The organism is Flagellimonas algicola (assembly GCF_005937185.1).
Classification (GTDB): Bacteria; Bacteroidota; Bacteroidia; order Flavobacteriales; family Flavobacteriaceae; genus Flagellimonas; species Flagellimonas algicola.
Genome location: NZ_VCNI01000001.1, coordinates 1,337,294 through 1,355,403 on the forward strand (window position 1 = coordinate 1,337,294; position 18,110 = coordinate 1,355,403).

8 protein-coding genes are annotated in these 18,110 nt (G+C 43.4%); 4 read left to right on the plus strand and 4 right to left on the minus strand.

What is annotated here, in order from left to right:
- The first annotated feature begins 16 nt into the window (after positions 1–16).
- On the plus strand, positions 17–2,761 hold the full coding sequence (locus FGG15_RS05820; protein WP_138834149.1) for a T9SS type B sorting domain-containing protein: 2,745 nt from the start codon (positions 17–19) through the stop codon (positions 2,759–2,761).
- A gap of 11 nt (positions 2,762–2,772) precedes the next feature.
- Here the strand turns inward: FGG15_RS05820 and FGG15_RS05825 are convergent, their stop codons facing one another.
- Positions 2,773–3,072: a hypothetical protein gene (locus tag FGG15_RS05825; RefSeq protein ID WP_138834151.1), complete on the minus strand. Its 300-nt coding sequence runs from the start codon at positions 3,070–3,072 to the stop codon at positions 2,773–2,775.
- A gap of 188 nt (positions 3,073–3,260) precedes the next feature.
- On the minus strand, positions 3,261–11,579 hold the full coding sequence (locus tag FGG15_RS05830; protein WP_138834153.1) for a T9SS type B sorting domain-containing protein: 8,319 nt from the start codon (positions 11,577–11,579) through the stop codon (positions 3,261–3,263).
- A gap of 146 nt (positions 11,580–11,725) precedes the next feature.
- Here FGG15_RS05830 and FGG15_RS05835 point away from each other — a divergent pair, with 146 nt between their 5' ends.
- Positions 11,726–12,844, plus strand: a complete 1,119-nt coding sequence (locus tag FGG15_RS05835) for a PQQ-dependent sugar dehydrogenase (protein WP_138834155.1) — start codon at positions 11,726–11,728, stop codon at positions 12,842–12,844.
- Between the two features lie 6 nt (positions 12,845–12,850).
- Here FGG15_RS05835 and murQ read toward each other — a convergent pair whose 3' ends face one another.
- Both murQ and FGG15_RS05845 read right to left on the minus strand, forming a co-directional pair.
- A complete protein-coding gene (murQ, locus tag FGG15_RS05840) occupies positions 12,851–13,663 on the minus strand; it encodes an N-acetylmuramic acid 6-phosphate etherase (protein WP_138834158.1) in 813 nt (270 codons plus the stop codon).
- 1 nt (position 13,664) lies between these two features.
- Entirely contained in the window at positions 13,665–14,414 is a 750-nt protein-coding gene (locus tag FGG15_RS05845) for a DeoR/GlpR family DNA-binding transcription regulator (RefSeq protein ID WP_138834160.1), read from the minus strand.
- Positions 14,415–14,621: 207 nt separating this feature from the next.
- Between FGG15_RS05845 and nagB the strand changes: the two genes are divergently transcribed.
- Together nagB and FGG15_RS05855 are read left to right on the plus strand one after the other, a co-directional pair.
- Positions 14,622–16,556, plus strand: coding sequence for a glucosamine-6-phosphate deaminase (nagB, locus tag FGG15_RS05850; protein ID WP_138834162.1), 1,935 nt, complete (start codon positions 14,622–14,624; stop codon positions 16,554–16,556).
- A gap of 51 nt (positions 16,557–16,607) precedes the next feature.
- Complete coding sequence (locus tag FGG15_RS05855; protein ID WP_138834164.1) at positions 16,608–18,104, plus strand: glycoside hydrolase family 10-like protein; 1,497 nt, start codon at positions 16,608–16,610, stop codon at positions 18,102–18,104.
- The last annotated feature ends 6 nt before the right edge of the window (positions 18,105–18,110 follow it).

The window sequence follows — 18,110 nt, forward strand, 5'->3', positions numbered from 1 at the left end:
ATACTCCGATTGCGCTATGAAAAGAGCACTTACATTGCTTATGGCATGTTGGTTTGGTGTGGTGTGCGCCCAAGACAGGGAGGCAGCCATATGGCATTTTGGGCAATATGCAGGGCTCGATTTCAATAGCCTAACTCCCCGTTCCTTGATTGGAAGTAATATGGACACCTATGAAGGCAGCGCTACCATAGCCACCGACGAAGGTAATCTTCTTTTTTATACAGATTCGGAAATTGCGTACAACAGGTTGCATAGACGTATGCCGGGTAGCAGGGCGCTATCAGGAAGTAACTTCAGTACCCAGTCTTCGATAATTGTACCAAAGCCTGGCTTTCCAAATTTCTACTATCTTTTTATAACAGATGACTACGAAACGGTGGATACCATTATCTGGAATGGGAGTGGCCTCAACTTTTTTGAGGTCAATATGACGGGTCCGGGAACTATTAGTAGTCGCGGAGCACACTTAATCACTTATGATCCAGATAACCGATTTGAAAGGGCTTTGAAATGTTCTCAAAAACTTACCGCCATCAAGGACCCTTGCGAGGATATTTATTGGGTAATTGCACATTTTCATGATAAATTCTATTCCTTTAAAGTAGATGAAAATGGAGTTAATGAAACTCCCATTGTTTCACAAGTAGGTCCACTGATGTATTTGGGAGCCTATCCAGGAAATGCCAAAGGGCAGATAAAGTTGTCACCCGACGGAACCAAGCTTGCCATGGCGAACTTTATGAACAACATAGATCCCAGTGGACACTCCCCAGGCAGTCTGTACCTTTTTGATTTCGATATTTTAACAGGAACCGTTTCCAATCCCCAACAATTGATGGATGATGACTTTGTATTTGCTTACGGAGTTGAGTTTTCTCCTGACTCAAAAAAATTGTATGCAACAGTCAGTAGTTTTAACAATGGTGACGTACCTCCAAGTGGCCATGATAATGATGGAAGTATATTGGTCCAGATAGATTTGGAGAGAAACAACGATTATCAAAGGATAGCCGAGTCTCCTGTTGACCCTACTGCCCTGCAATTGGCGATTGACGGTAAAATTTATCAAGCACATGTGCAAAGACGACATCTGGGAGTGATCAACAATCCAAAGGAACTGGGGGCAGCCTGCAATTATGTGGAAGATGGTCTCCCCATAGATCGTGGTAGCCATAAGGGACTTCCTTCCTTTGTCCAGTCCTATTTTCAAGTTCGGGTAGAATATGAGGAAGCTTGTGTTGGAGACAATACAAAGCTGTCTACCAACTATCTCCCAGACCCGGATAACATTGCCTGGAATTTTGGAGACGGATCCCCTGTATTAAACACTTTGGATAAATCTCCCGAGCATGTTTATGCCGTTCCTGGAACCTATCTTGTTACAGCCACCATAACCAAAGGTGCAGAAGTGGAATCTTATACCAAGGAGGTTGAGGTAACCGCTTTGCCATTGGCCAATCCAGCTCAATTGGTCCAGTGCGATCCCGATGGGGACGGATTCTCGGAATTTAATCTCTTTGAAGCTGGTTCCCTGATCAATGCCTCAGAGGGACTCACTTTTAGCTTTCATGATACTGAACGTGGGGCAAGAGGTGGATCCAGTCCCGTTGCCAGTCCTGAGGCCTATTCCAATGCCTTAAACTCGCAACTTTTTGTGAGAGTTGAAAATGAATTAGGTTGTTTTGGCGTTACAACTTTAGATTTAAGCGTGGTAAGCACGGCCATTCCCAGTGATTTTAATATCGAAGTCAAGGCCTGCGATGATGATGTTAATGAAAACTACACGGATGGAATAGGAACTTTTGAATTTAGTAATGCCACCAACACTATTCTTGCCTTGTTCCCACCAGGCAGCAATTTTGAGGTGAGCTATTACGCTTCGGCGGAGGATGCTTTGTCTGAGTTGGAAGCCATCGACCCAACGCGTTATAGAAACGCATTATCACCTGGTCGGCAGGATCTTTGGGTAAGGGTAGATAGTGAAGATCAAAATGCCTGTATTGGACTTGGCCAGCATATTACGTTGGTAGTGGATGAAGGGCCAATTTTTGATTTGGACTCTAGTTTGGAGGTCTGCCGAAATCAGTTACCATATTCCATTGATCCCACAAATGTCCAAGGCGTTTATACTTATGAATGGATAGATGCCGATGGAAATATTTTGAGTACCAACCAAACTTTTGATATTCCTGATGAAGGGACCTATACGCTAAAGGCGACCATGACAGATGGCACAGGATGCGAGGCTTTCAAAACGGTGGAGGTCACAACCATAGAACCTCCAGAAATTTTAACTGTGAATGTTGATGGATTGGTCAGTTTGCAAACTACGGCAACTGTGGAATTGGCAGAATTTGGGGACTTTGAGTTCTCGGTGGATGCACCCTTTGGCCCTTTCCAGCGAAGTCACGTATTTGACAATGTACCTCCTGGCATCCATAAGGCCTACGCTAGGGATATTAATGGCTGTGAAGTGGTGGAATTCCAATTCTCGGTCATAGGGCATCCTGCTTTCTTTACTCCCAATAATGACAATGTGAACGATTATTGGCAAATTGAAGGTATCAGCGGAGATATTCAGTCCGGATCCATTGTATATATCTTTGATAGGTATGGGAATTTCCTTGCCCAAGTAGATCCAGCCTCTCCCGGTTGGGATGGCAGCTGGAATGGTCAGCCTTTACCCGCTTCGGATTATTGGTTTAGTGTTTCTTTGGAGGACGGTCGGTCTTTCAAAGGTCATTTTACACTAAAGCGATAGTTTGAAAGGAATTAATTCCCGGTCAAAAACTCCCTGATTTCAATGTAAAAAGCTTCCCTGGCCTCAGCGGAATCATCATTTGGGTGCAGCAAAAAATAGCTCAATGTTTGATTTTGGCAAAATTCATCCAAATTCCTCTTTCCCCAAAAATGATAGCTCAACAGCAATGTGTGGTAATCGATTTTGTAGGGTTTGTGTTTCTCACCATACCCGTTAAGATATAGATTCAAAAGAAACAGTGAATATTCCAATGTTTTGGTTTCGATAGGCAAAAAAGAGGGTAATTGCAGGTCAAATTTCTTTGAATCCATGGTGGTCCCGAATTTAAGATTTGGATTAGTCTTCAAGACCCCAAAAACCATAAAGCCCAACTATTTACTGGCCAACAGCTATTTTGTGCATATACATTGAATAAAAAGAGGCGAGGTTATAACTCCAATCAAAATAATTCTGCAAACAGAGTCTTAGATGAGTAAATATAACAAAAATTAGATTACACTTACCTGTACAAGGTGAAATGCCCTACATATTGTTGCTTTTCCCTATCATTGGCATAGACCACATACCAATAATCCCCTGTTGGAAGTGGGTGTCCCTCATAGGTACCATCCCACTTCTGAACTTGGTCCAGTCTGGCTATTACCCTACCGTAGCGGTCGTAGATAATCACATCAATATTGGGGAAGAACTCCCTATTTCTAGGGTACCAGTTATCGTTCATACCATCTCCATCCGGTGTAAAAAACGGAGGCATTTCAGGCATTCCCTCAAAATCAAAAGCCATCATAAAGTTAGCTTCACAACCATTACGGTCACGGACCATAACATTCACATTGGCATCTTGATTAATGGTAAATGTATTGGTCTCCCCAAAGGATTCGCCCTGAAAGAAGTATTCATAACCTCCAAAACCTCCTGTTGCAATAGCCTTAATTTCTGTTGGGCCGGTTTTAAGCACTTCTAAAGTCAAAGGCTCATAAACCTCAATTTCAAATTCAACAAAGGTCACACAACCGTTTTGATGATAAATGAAAACCGTGTGTTCTCCTTCCGGAAGATCTCCAAAGGTTCTTTGCTCCGTTGCCAAACTAATATCGTCCACATCCAATGAAAAGAGTAAATCGTTCAGCATGGAATCATCAGCAATGGAAACGGTGGCAGTGCTATAAGGGAAAATCCCCTCGCAACCATATTCCACAATGGGTTCTGCCATCAATTCTATACCGAGTCCAATGTCTGCAGTTACATTAGTTTGACAACCATTGGAATCCCGAACAAAAACCACATAGGTTTCACCACCTTGAAGATTATCAAAGAACAAGGTGTCGTTTTGCTCAAAGTCAGCATCATCAGCGGAATTTACACTGGTGAAGTAAGGCGCAGTTCCTCCAGTTACTTCCAATGTCATGGTACCGTCCATATCCCCCAAACAAACTTCAGGAGTTGTTGATGCCACTGCCGCAATCAATTCCATCGGCTGGGTTATTTCCACGGTTCGTGTTATGGTACAACCCAAATCGTCCTGGATAATTACATCATAGGTTCTTGGTGAAAGATCATCAAAAGTCTTTCTATTTGGATTGGCCGGGTCGTCCCCCTCAAAAAACTCACTCAAGGTATCAGAAATGGAATAGCGTATAGCCCCTGTTCCTCCACTGGCTTCGATAATAATCTGTCCGTTGGTATCACCGTAACAGGCTACAGGAACGGCTTCCAAGTACTCCAATACCAATGGCGGTTTTGGTTCTATGATGATAGGGTCGGATATGGCCTCACATCCCCCACTCTGTGCATATACATAATAGGTACCTGGTAGTAAGTCCCTAAAAATCCCAGAGCTTTGCGCAGACCTCACCGTTGTTGAAGGTGTAGGTACTGGAGGTGTGTTTGAGTTCAAAAGGGTATAGATATAGCTTCCGATACCTCCAAATGCTTCGGATCGTATAATACCTGTTGCTTCACCAGCACAATTGATGGTTGCGTTGGTTAAATCAAGCGCGATAACCAAAGGCGCTGCTGGATCCAAGGAAATCTGATTGGATTTCTCTGACGGACAGCCGTTGGAATTCTGAACGTCGTATTGGAAAGGTCCGGGATCTATGGTAATGTCCGCGGCAATTTCAACACTGCTCAATCCTGCACCAAACGGCGTAAAGGGGTCGCTTGTTCCCGCTCTGCGGTAGAAGTAATCCACACCAACTTCTGGGTTCGTAACCGTTAATTGCATTCTACCCAAATCCCCACAACCTGGAGGCTGTAGCTCCACCAATTCTGCAACTACAATTTCTGGATCTTGAACGGTTATGGGAACTGTGGTAAAACTACAATTCCAACCATCAAATATGGTAATGGTATAGTCACCGGCAGACAAGTTGGCAAATGTTGGAATGGTCTGAAGTCCACTATTGGTTCCATCCGTTATCCTATTCAATTGATATAGATAATTCCCTGGACCTTGTCCACCTGCCATATTGTAGGCTTCAATAATTCCGTCGTTGTCATTGTTACAACGCAAGGGTTGAACCACTTGAATATCTGCGGAAATCGGTACTGGCAATGGTAGGTTTATGGTTGTACTTTCCTCACAACCCCTAAAATCACGGATGTTCACCGTATAGGTTCCCGTTGACAAATCTTGGAATATAGGATTGGTATTGGGATAATCTACCAACACGGTAACACCATCCGGAGCAATCAATTGGTACTCATAGGTTCCCCAACCGCCGTCTCCGGTCGCCGTAATTTCCCCAAATCCGGGAACATTACACGTTACCTCAGTGGTTTGCACCGCTGTTACGGTAAGTGGTCGGTCTGGAGATCTAACGGTCACCACATTACTCACCACATCACAATATGGGTCATCCAACGCTTCTATATGAACTATCAGGTTTCCAGCTGGAAGTCCTGAAATAATCTCTGGGCTATTGATCGGGGCATTGGTGTCAAAACTACCGGTCACTCCGGTGGTGGTTTCTACCCCTGAATTATCCCTTGAGAAGACTTCATAATTATAAGTACCGCTATAATTGTTGATTGCCAGGCTGATTTCACCGTCGTTTCCATTGAAACAGGTTACCGGTCGCACCTCAGCTATTACAGCTTCAATGGTATTGTATTCCGGCATGTTGATGGTAGAGGTCAAATACGAACAACCTCCACTTCCCACATCTGTTACTGCAAAGATGTAGTCTCCGGGGGTAGATATGTCCCAGGTCACCCTATCCGTTCCAGACGAACTTCTGGCTGGTTCGGAACCCAATGGCAAGATCTCAACTTCGTAGTTTCCTGGTCCCTCATTGACAATAATTTCGATAAATCCTGGGTTAACACCACTTCCGGAAGCATCACAGGATATGGGTCCAACATTATAACTAAAAGTGATATCTGTTGGTGTATTGATATTGACCGTGGTGGTCTCTTCGCACCCACTCTGGTCCCTAGCGGTCAAAATAAAGGTTTGGTTTGTACCATTATCGATCACCTCAAAAACATTACTGGTTTGGAAGTTGGTACCATCAAACTGGGGGGTACCATCGTTTAAGCTATAGGTATAAGGTCCCGTTCCTGTAGGTGTTCCGGTTCCATCCCCATTGGTATCCGTATAAACGGTAATGGTAGCCGTACTAAACTGGTTACTGGAAGGGTTACAGCTGAATTCCGTATTGATGGCATCCACTTGCAACAATGTGGGTTCCGCTATAATGATGTCTCCCGAACGATCCGTACAACCTCTATCCGAAACCACTTCCACTTGATATGTATCTGGAGTAAGATTATCAAATACAGGTGATGGTTGTGGGCCTGCAATTACGGTTGTGCTAGCACCATCATAAAGAATATAATTCAACGGAGTATCCGTATCCGAACCAGGTTGAAGTTCTACCGAAATCGTACCATCATCAGCTCCGTTACAGGAGATATCCGTACTTGGGGTTGCGGTAATCACCGGAGTATTCACCGTTGAAACATTCACAATGGCTTCATCGGAACATAATGGGGTAGTATTAGAGCTTAAATCCGTCACCAAAACGTTGTAATCCCCTGGCATTACATTGGTGAATACGTTGGAACTTTGGGCCGGACCTACATTGGCCAAGGTGCCGGCATCCCGCAATTGGAATTCGAAGTTTCCACTACCCCCTGTGGTATTCACGGTAATCTCTCCATCACCAGCATTACAGGTGGGGAATGAAGTTGCATCCGCGGTAATCGCAAAGAAATCGAATACATCTGCAGTTACTGTATTGGTACATCCGTTACCATCCCTTACCGTAATCACGTAGCTTCCCGGGTTGGGAACTACAAAATTAACGCTGGTTTGGTATCCACTACCAATATCATACATATAGGTTTCATGTGGCAGTCCAGAACCTGTTGAAATAGGAGAAAGTACTTCAATCTGATATCCACTGGTTGCCGTACACTGATTAGTGACATCAATGGTTGGGTTGGGCACTCCGGCCTCCTGGCTCACGGTAGCTGTTGTCAGAGCTGTACAGCCGTTGGCATCCTGCACATAGAAATCGTAGTTGGTGGGGTATGGCCCTGGAATTTCAAAAGTAGTATCCGTATTAAATACTGTTGGAGCAGGGTCTCCTGATGGCACATAGGCATATCCGAATGGAGTTCCTGAACCAATACCTCTTACTGTTACAAAGGCCCCCGCATTACAGGTTGCTTGTACATTGCTATCAATAACGATGGATGGGGAACTAAAATCAATAAAAACCAAGGTACTTCCCGTACAGCCAGTATTGTTGTCTGTTACCAAAATCTGATAATTCCCCGGTGCCAGACCAGTGAATGAATCATTGAAAGGAATTGCCACATTATTGTGTGGGGTCGGACCTGTAATTGTGGCTCCTGTATCTGTATTTTGAAGAGTAATGGTTAAATCTGCGGGGCTTGCAATTCCTGTCACTTCGTAATCAATTGCACCACTTCCCGCAACGTTACAGGAGGCTGTTGTAGCTGTAGCCGTTACAGTTACTGGACTTGGAGCAGTTATAGGGTCTATTTCCTCAATGTATGTACATCCCAAAGCATCCCTTACTTCAACAAAATAGGTCACTCCAAAGGTTACTACTGCGGAGAAATCATGGATATCTACCCCGTTGACATTGGCAAGAACGAAAGTTGGGTCCCCAACCAATCTAAATTCATAGGGAGCCGTACCTCCAGTGGCCTGTACACGATAAGATATGAAAGGATCGGTACAAAGGGCCGGTGGTGGATCTAATGGAATCAAATCCAGTGTATTCTGATCAATGATTACAGGGTCCCTGTCCTCACATCCTGTGGAATCCGTGGTCACCACGGTATAGTTTCCGGCTGGAAGGTTTGGGAAATTCACCGTTGTACTGGCGGTTCCCATTGAAGATGCCACTAAATTTCCAGCAACATCAAGTAACACATAGTCAAAAGGCGCAACGCCATTGTTGATTGTGGTTGAGATGGAACCCAATACCGATCCAGCCGAGCAAACTGCTGGAGACGGTGTAGCCGTGGCATCCAAGGCAGCGCTTCCACCAATGGTTACATCGTAAGCAGGGCTAACACACCCTCGGCTATCCCGAATAACAAACCCACCGTGTGTTCCAGGTCCATATCCAGAGAAAATGTTCTGGGTTCCAAAAGTCGCTCCGTTATCATTACTGAATTCGTATGGAGGTATTCCCTGGGAAGTATCTGGAATCAGTTCCACAATACCACTACTGGGGTCACCACATTGCGTGTCCGTCCCTACCACAGAACCAGCGATGGTTTCAGGTGGCGTTATGGTTATCACGTTAGATTCTGTAGTACAACCATTAGCATCGGTTATCATAAACTGATAGGTGGTGTCTGATACGATCGAACCATCATTGGGTACATTGTAGATGAAAGAGGTTCCTGTAATATTATTATTGTCCGAGGTATATGGTGCTCCATTGATACTGACTTCGTAAATGTCATAGTCTCCTCCGGAAGTGTATCCGTTGCTTATATTCACTTGAATCTGTCCAGGAGGACCTGCACAGTCCAATTCCTGAATGGTAACCGCTGTAGCCATCACCTGTGGTTCAATAGTTGCAGAAACAGTATCTCTACAATCATTGGCATCCACCACTTCTATTGTATAATTGCCAGGTGTAAGGCCAGAAAAAGTATTGCTAGCTCCTAAAGCTCCCCCATTGATACGATATTGATAAGGTGCCGTGCCCAATGTAGCATTGACCACTAAGGTTGCTGCATTAAAGTTATCATAACAAAAATCGGAAGCACCCAAATCCAAGGTCAAAGCAGGGGCTTGTAATGAGGTTAGTGTAAAACTATCCGTAATGGTACAACCATTGGCATCAGTTACGCTCACTTGATACAAACCATCTTGTGAAAGATTGGAAAAAACCCTTCCATTTTTTGGACCACGGGTGGATCCATCTGGCTGGGTCAACGTATATCTATTACCTCCCCAACCACCAACAGTGTTGATTCGCACAGAGCCAATATTTCCATTCTGACAACTCATGTCGGTTACATCCAAACTGGAAATGGCGAAGGCCGTGGAGGGCTCTTCTATGGTAAGGGTAGCTGTGTCCGTACAATTGGTATCCTCGTCAGTAACAGAGATGACGTAATTACCTGCCGCCAAACCGGTAACAGGAATTATTCCTGCATTTTGCCCGGTAAATAGTGGTCCTCCATCAATACTATAACTATAGGTGGTGTTAAATCCATCTACCAAATACCTTCCTTCCCCATCAGAATCGCCCACGCAGGTAACCACTTTGGTTTGTTGGGCTTGAACTGCAATAGAACTGATATCGGTTATGGCATAATTTTCATCATAGGAACAACCTTCATTGTCGGTAACCCTAAAGGTGTAAGTTCCCAATCCAAGTCCGGTAAAGGTATCGTTGTTACCGTTATTGATTGCACTTGACGCAGGAGCGATAATTTCATAAGTATAAGGTCCTGTCCCCCCTGTTACTACAAGACCAACGCTGGCTGTAGTGGATATGCAATCCAAACTGGAAATGGTAAAGGTTAAATCGGTAGGTTTATTCAGGGTATTGAAAACAATATCTGGTAAAGGTTGTACACAACCATTGGCATCCCTAATCAAAGGGGTATATGTCCCAACACCCAAATTTGTAAATACATTACCAGATCCAAAGCCAGCACCAACACTATACTCATATGGAGCGGTTCCACCAGAAACCCCTGAAATGGTAATTTGGCCACCATTTTCGTCCAAACAAGTTGGAGAGGAATCTGGAGTAGCAGTGGCGTTAATCGTTGAAGGAGTACCCACGGTTGCCGTTTGTGGCGTTGTGGTACAGGTAAATGAATCCTGTTCGTACCTTAACACAATGTCATAGGTTCCAGGAGCCAAATTGGAGAAAACATTACTTATTTGATAGTTGGCTCCATTGTCAATACTATACTGTATCTCATAACCATAACCATTGGTTACATTTATGGTAATTCTTCCATCATTCGCACCACCACAATTGGCATCTTCTTCTGTAAAGTTGAACAAGGGTGGTGGGATATCTTGAACGTCTACCGAGGCAGTTCTTTGACATCCATTGGCATCTTCCACTAAAATATTATAGGTAGCGGCGGAAGTAACCGAAAAAGTTGTCGAACCTGTATATGTTGAGCTGAATGGACCTCCATCCACGCTAAAGCGGTAAGGAGCAGTCCCTCCTGTAGTGGTTAAATTGACATCTACCGAAGCGGCTCCACAACCAAAACTATCAGAAGCTGTTGCGGAAACATCCAATGGGCTAATACCGCTTCCAATTTCGATGGGGCCACCACCAGAAACCGTGGTCACGGTCTCAGAACAGTCATTGGTATCCACGCGAATGGAATATGTGCCGGGACCAACATTGGCAAAGGTATAGCTATCAGTGGCATTGGGTCCAAACGTATCTACTGTTACCCCATTTTTGATCAGCCTGTAGGTAAAGAATCCTGGAACGCCGGAAACCTGTACATCCACACTTCCCAATTCACCACTACACAAAATATCGTTGGCGGTAACATCTACTGTTATATCCAAATCTTGAACATTAACTGTATTGGATGGGAAGACACAGGCACTAGCGGAAACATTTTTCAAACGAACCCATACCATATAATTACCAGCGCTTGTAACATCAAAGAAAGGATCGTCCTGATATGGTCCTGCCGCACCACTGATACTATATTCATATCCAGCAGGTACGTTGGTAACTTCCACTCTACCAGGATTTCCACAGATGATATCTTCATGGATCAATTGGGGATCCAGTGGGTTCAAAGTGGATTTGAAATAAAAATATTGACCTGAATCCACTCGTACCCTAAATTCACCGGCAGTTGACAGGCTATAGGTAGCTCCGGTTCCTACAGTATTCCATGTACAGGCCGCATTGATAGTAGGACAATCGTCAACAACGGTTGGGGCACAAGTGTTGGTGTCCAATTGTTGCCACTCATAACTACTTCCCGACTGACTTAGGGTTAAAGTTCTAATATCGCTGGTACCGCATAAGAAGAATTTGGCTAGGGTACTACCATCATTGGGACATACCACTTCCTCGTTGGCTCCCTGAATGATCGTCATGAACATAGGAGCTGAAGCTGTGATTACATCGTGAGTATGAACCTTCGAGGATTGTACCTCAGGCAACTCAGCGGTTTTTGCTTTGCTAGTTCCAGAGACGGCATCTACCACCTTGGCAAATACTTTATTCACCTCTGTTTTTGCAAGTACTGTGGAACAAAAAATTGATATAAACACCAACAGCACGGCATATAGCAAATGCCTTGTTTTCTGTGGGAGCATAGGTTAAGTCTTGTTATGGAAGAATACTTCAGATTTGGGGTCTTAATATTCTAGATTGTAATTGTCTAAACTTATATATTCTCTTTATCTTTCGACTACAGAAAGTCGCAGTTCATCTATAAAATCTATAATTTCAACGTTAAATTATGAAAAAAAGTGCCATTCTTCCCTATTTATTCGTTGTAATGCTTAATACATCTTGTGCCCAAAATTCCGATAAGGGCATAAATCTTCCCGAAAGCATTGATTTTACTACACATTTGCTAATTAAGGACATTCAAAACCCTTGGGGCATGGCATTTTTGCCAAATGGGGAAATTCTTGTTACTGAAAAATCAGGGAAGTTGTTCCATTATAAGGATGGAAACACCACTCAAATTTCAAATATTCCTGACGTTTATGTCCGTGGACAAGGTGGTTTTATGGATATTGAACTTCATCCCAATTTTCGGGAAAATGGCTGGATTTATTTTTCCTATGCTTCTTCCGAAGGAAATGGCAAGGGTGGCAACACTGCAATCTCGCGAGCAAAACTTTCAGGCAATCAACTAAAAGACCACCAACTACTTTATAAAGCCGAACCCAACACCACCAAGGGACAGCATTTTGGCTCCCGATTGGAATTTGATCGGGAAGGATACCTATACTTTTCAGTAGGCGATCGTGGAAACAGGGATGTTAACCCGCAAAGCATCCGAAGGGATGGTGGAAAAATCTATCGTATCCATGATGACGGCAGTATTCCCAAAGACAATCCTTTTGCAGATAAGTCAGGGGCGAAAACTGCTATCTACAGCTATGGACATCGAAACCCGCAAGGTTTGACGCTTCATCCCAATACTGGCAAGCTTTGGGAACATGAGCACGGTCCCCGGGGAGGTGACGAAATCAACTTGGTACAAAAAGGCAAGAACTATGGCTGGCCAGTGATTACCTACGGTATCAACTATAGTGGAACAAAAATTACGGATGAAACCTCCAAACCAGGTATGGAACAACCAGTATATCAATGGACACCCTCCATCGGCCCTAGCGGAATGACTTTTGTATCCTCAGAGCAATATCCCAAATGGCGTGGAAATCTACTAGTGGGTTCCTTGGCCTTTCAGTATTTGGAACGTTTGGTGATTGAAAACGACAAAGTAGTCTATCGAGAGAAATTACTGGATGGCATGGGCCGTGTTCGAAACGTGAGACAGGCCCCGGACGGTTTTATTTACGTTGGAATAGAAGGAAAGGGAATCTATCGTTTGGATCCTAAATAGTGCCCGCTATTTCAATGCTTCAATAGCATTCTTTACTGAGCCATGCTCTTTCAAAGCTTTTTGCGCTTCGTCATAATCCATTCCCAGCGCTTCCACCAGGTAACGGGTCCCACGATCCACCAACTTATTGTTGCTCAGCTGCATGTTCACCATTTTGTTCCCTTTCACCCTACCTGCCCGAATCATCAAAGCAGTGGAAATCATGTTTAGTGCTAGTTTTTGGCTGGTACCACTTTTCATTCGCGTACTCCCTGTCAAAAATTCCGGTCCCACATTGATTTCGATGGGTACATCTGCCAATTGGGCCAAAGGTGATCCCGGATTATTGGTAATCCCACCTGTAAGAATGCCATGCTTTTTGGCATCTTCAATTCCTCCCAAAACATACGGGGTGGTTCCTGAAGCTGCAATGCCCACTAGAGAATCATTGGCATTGATATCATATTCCATTAAATCTTTCCAAGCTTGTTGCGTATCATCCTCTGCATGCTCCACAGATTTACGGATCGCAACATCGCCTCCAGCCATTAGACCTATAACCCGATCATGCGGCATCCCAAAGGTGGGAGGAATTTCTGAAGCATCCAGGATTCCTAACCGACCACTGGTACCGGCTCCGATATAAAACAGACGTCCGCCATTCTCAAAACGTTCCACAATACCATCAATAAGTTGAGCCAATTGGGGCAACACTTGCTCAACAGCTTCTGCAACTCGCTTATCTTCTTGGTTGATTCCCTCTAAAATTTCATTGGTGGACATTTTTTCCAAATGATCATGGTTGGAAGAACGCTCGGTAATTTTAATGTAATCTGTCATATTATAATAGGTATAGGTCTTGGTTTTTAAAACTTTCCAACAATGGATGCTCAGGTTCCAGTTCGGTGATCATGGTATCGATCATATTTAAATCACAGGTTTTAAACCGGTGCTGCGAATTCAATTTTTCTGAAATGCATAAAAGCACTGTTTTCTTGGAAGCCTGGATTACCGCTTTCTTGGTTTGGACAATATCCCAGTCAAATTCTGTCAGTCCAAAAGCCGAATCCACATAGCCTGTTCCAATGAAACTGTAATCCACTTTTATTTGGGATAGATTATGAATGGCATTGGAACCGATGGCAATTTGCGAATCCTTGGACAGCATCCCTCCAATGAAGATGGTCTCCACATTGGGCTTTCCCAATAATTCCATGGCCACAGGAAGACTAAGCGTAAAACAAGTCAAGTTGATGTTGGCGGGGAGCAGTCTTGCCAGTTCCAGACAAGTTGTGCCTCCATCAATTAAAATAACGCTGTTCTCTTTTAAAAAGGAAGTGGCCTTTTGGGCAATCACAATCTTTTCTTCCAGGGCGTAAACATTATTTCTGGTGGGGCTGTGGTTTGCAAATCCCGTGGAAACCGCCCCGCCGTGAACTTTGACCAACTTGTTTTCTCCATCCAACTCCTTGACATCCCTTCTAACCGTGTCTATGGAAACATCCAGTTTTTCAGCCAAATCGGTAAGTAGAACCCGGTTATGAAGCTCCACTTCATTTAAAATATTATGCTGTCTTTCCTCTTTAAGCATGCAAGCAGCGTATTAATTCAAGATCAAAAGTAAAAAAAACAATCCCATTTTATGCTGTTTAATTCGAATTTAATGTTGCCAAATGATTAAAAAAAGCAAAATATTGCAAAATACTTGCAAAAAACAGCAGTTTTTGATTTTATTTTCTATTTTTGCAGTTCAAAACCAGCAAATAATAGTAACTAAGCACATCGAAAATTAGGTTTCATGGAAACAGTAACAGTAAAAAACGGAAAAGTGGATATCTCATTCAAACCAGCAGGACGATTTGAGGAAACCCGTTTTGAAAAAATTCACAACATCATCTTTGATAATTCTGCAGATGGCTCCGCCGTGGTTGCCAAGGAAATTGCGGACTTGATTAAGGAAAAGCAGGCAAAGGGTGAATCCTGTATCCTTGGTTTGGCCACAGGTTCCTCCCCCATTCGAGTTTACCGCGAACTGGTTCGAATGCACCAAGATGAGGGACTTAGTTTTTCCAATGTCATTTCTTTTAACCTGGATGAATATCTACCCATGGAAAAGGATAATAGACAAAGCTACCATTACTTTATGCATGAGCACTTGTTCAATCATATTGACATAGATCCCAAAAACGTCAATATCCCCAACGGCACGGTTACTGGTGATGCCATCATTGAGCACTGTTTGGATTATGAACGAAAAATAAAGGAAGCTGGCGGACTGGATTTTCAGCTTTTGGGCATTGGCCGAACAGGACATATTGGATTTAACGAGCCAGGTTCTCACCACAATTCAGCAACTCGGGTTATTACCCTAGATCACATTACCCGGGTAGACGCCGCACCCGCATTCTTGGGTATAGACAATGTTCCTAGAAGGGCCATTACCATGGGAATCGCCACAGTAATGAGCGCCAAAAGGATCGTATTACTTGGATGGGGGCCTAATAAAGCAGATATCATCAAAAAAACTGTTGAAGGTGAGATTTCCTCCCAAGTACCTGCTACCTATCTTCAAGAACATAGCAACTGTACATTTGTTTTGGATAAAGGAGCGGCTAGTGAACTTACACGGCATAAAACCCCGTGGCTGGTGGATGAGTCCCTTACATGGAGCGAGCAATTGACCGCCAAGGCCATAGTATGGTTATGCAGACAAACCGGAAAATCCATTCTGAGCTTGACTGATAAGGATTATAACGATAATGGAATGTCAGGTCTTCTAACCTCCCAAGAATCGTATGATCTAAATATTAAAATGTTCAATCGACTCCAGCATACCATAACTGGATGGCCGGGAGGTAAACCCAATGCTGATGATACCAATAGACCTGAAAGAGCACAACCGGAAAGTAAACGGGTCATCATTTTTAGCCCCCACCCAGATGACGATGTCATTTCTATGGGAGGAACTTTTGATCGTTTGGTGCAACAGGGGCATGATGTTCATGTTGCTTATCAAACATCAGGAAACATCGCCGTTTCGGATACCGAAGCTTTAAAATTTGCAGAAATCGCCAAATCCATCAATCCTTCAAAGGAAGCCCAAAGCATAATCGATTCCATAAAGGCTAAAAAAGAAGCTGACTTTGACCCGGTTAAAATACGAAAACTCAAAGGTAACATTAGAAGAGGGGAATCTTTCGCAGCCACCCGTTACTTCGGATTGGATGATGCCAACGTACACTTTTTAGATCTTCCTTTTTATGAAACTGGAGCTATCAAGAAAAATGACCTTTCGGATGCCGATGTGAAAATCATGGTGGATCTTATCAAGGATATTAAACCGCATCAGATTTATGCGGCAGGTGATTTGGCTGATCCGCATGGTACACACAAAACCTGTTTGGATGCCTTGTTTGCTGCCTTGGAAGAGTTAAAGGAGGAATCCTATATGGACGACTGCTGGGTATGGCTGTACAGAGGCGCTTGGCACGAATGGGACACGCACGAAATTGAAATGGCCGTGCCCATGAGTCCGGATCAAGTGCTCCGAAAAAGATTGGCCATATTCTGTCACCAATCGCAAAAAGATGGGGTGATGTTCCAGGGCGATGATTCCAGGGAATTCTGGATGAGAGCCGAAGAGCGTAATAAGGATACCGCAAGAAAATACAACCAACTGGGAATGGCAGAGTACGAAGCCATGGAAGGATTTGTACGATACAATTTCAAATAATCCGTATAAAAAGGCCTACTTTTATTGAAGAGTAGGCCTTTTTCTTTATCCATGCGCAGCATTGCATATTTAATCTTCCCAGTTCTTTTCTTTTCCTGTTCTGTATTCAGAACCACAACACCCACCCCTAAAACTGAATTTAGAGGGGTTTGGATCGCAACGGTAGCCAACATTGACTGGCCCAAAAACCCCAATGATAATACAGCCAAAAAGAAAGCGGATTTTATTCGTATTTTGGATTTCTACCAAAACCTCAATTTTAATGCCGCCATTGTTCAGATTCGGACAGCTGGAGATGCTTTTTATCCCTCCCAACTTTCCCCCTGGTCCAAATATTTAACAGGGGAACAAGGTAAGCCTCCAAAGGAATTTGACGACCCTTTGCACTGGATGATTGGGGAAACACACAAACGGGGCATGGAATTTCACGCTTGGTTGAATCCCTATCGTGCAACCGTTGATTTAGACACTCTTTCACTTTCCGATCAGCACGATTTTTATCAACATCCTGAATGGATGGTGAAGTACGGCAAGAAGTATTACTACAATCCTGGCCTACCCAAAGTACGGGAGAAATTTAATACAATTATTAACGAGTTGGTTCGAAACTACCAAGTGGATGCCATTCATTTTGACGACTATTTCTATCCCTACAAAATCAAAGGAGAAGTCTTCAACGATTCCATCACCTACAAAAAATATGGCCTGCCCAATCAATCTCTAGAAGACTGGAGACGAAGCAATGTGGATTCTCTGGTTAAGAATGTCCATACCACCATAAAAAAGCACAAATCCTGGGTACAATTTGGAATTAGTCCTTTTGGTGTATGGAAAAACAAGGATACTGATCCTAAGGGTTCGGACACCAAAGCGGGACAGACTACTTATGAAGATCTTTATGCCGACCCACTTCTTTGGACTGACCAGGGTTGGCTGGATTATTTGGCTCCACAAGTGTATTGGAGTATGGACTATTCCCTTGCATCACATCGAATTATTACCCAGTGGTGGGCCAATAATTCAAAGGGCTCCAATTTGTATATTGGAAATGGTACTTACAAAATCAAAAATAATGCGGATAAAGCTTGGAAACGCAGAAACGAAATCCCCAAACAACTTATCCTAGCCCGAAATCAAGATAAAATTGATGGCAACATTTTTTTTAGTGCCAAATCTTTGATGGGCAAACATGATAGGGTCGTAAACACCCTAAAGCGTAAATTTTATCCATCACCCTCTCACAATCCGGTTGGGTTGATCAAAACCAATAGGGAGATTGTCCAACCATCCCTGGCATCCTACAAAAGGCACAACAAGACCTTGGAACTTTGCATTTCGCACAATGACTCCATACCAAGATTCCTTAATCTCTATCGTTCAAAAAGTGGTTTTGAAAGGGAGGATTCTATCCTGAGCCAGAAAAAGTATTTATCCGAAAGGGAACAAAGTATATGTTTGGAAGTAAAAAACTTAAGAAATCCTATAGGCATTACCATAACAGATGCTTATGGAAATGAAAGTGAGGTTGTATTGATTCAAACACCATAAAGTCAA

What these genes read in the sequence shown, in the direction of transcription:
- FGG15_RS05855 (WP_138834164.1), top strand. Translation starts at nt 16,608, where the DNA reads ATGCGCAGCATTGCATATTTAATCTTCCCAGTTCTTTTCTTTTCCTGT.
- nagB (WP_138834162.1), top strand. Translation starts at nt 14,622, where the DNA reads ATGGAAACAGTAACAGTAAAAAACGGAAAAGTGGATATCTCATTCAAA.
- FGG15_RS05835 (WP_138834155.1), top strand. Translation starts at nt 11,726, where the DNA reads ATGAAAAAAAGTGCCATTCTTCCCTATTTATTCGTTGTAATGCTTAAT.
- FGG15_RS05845 (WP_138834160.1), bottom strand. Translation starts at nt 14,414, where the DNA reads ATGCTTAAAGAGGAAAGACAGCATAATATTTTAAATGAAGTGGAGCTT.
- FGG15_RS05820 (WP_138834149.1), top strand. Translation starts at nt 17, where the DNA reads ATGAAAAGAGCACTTACATTGCTTATGGCATGTTGGTTTGGTGTGGTG.
- FGG15_RS05825 (WP_138834151.1), bottom strand. Translation starts at nt 3,072, where the DNA reads ATGGATTCAAAGAAATTTGACCTGCAATTACCCTCTTTTTTGCCTATC.
- FGG15_RS05830 (WP_138834153.1), bottom strand. Translation starts at nt 11,579, where the DNA reads ATGCTCCCACAGAAAACAAGGCATTTGCTATATGCCGTGCTGTTGGTG.
- murQ (WP_138834158.1), bottom strand. Translation starts at nt 13,663, where the DNA reads ATGACAGATTACATTAAAATTACCGAGCGTTCTTCCAACCATGATCAT.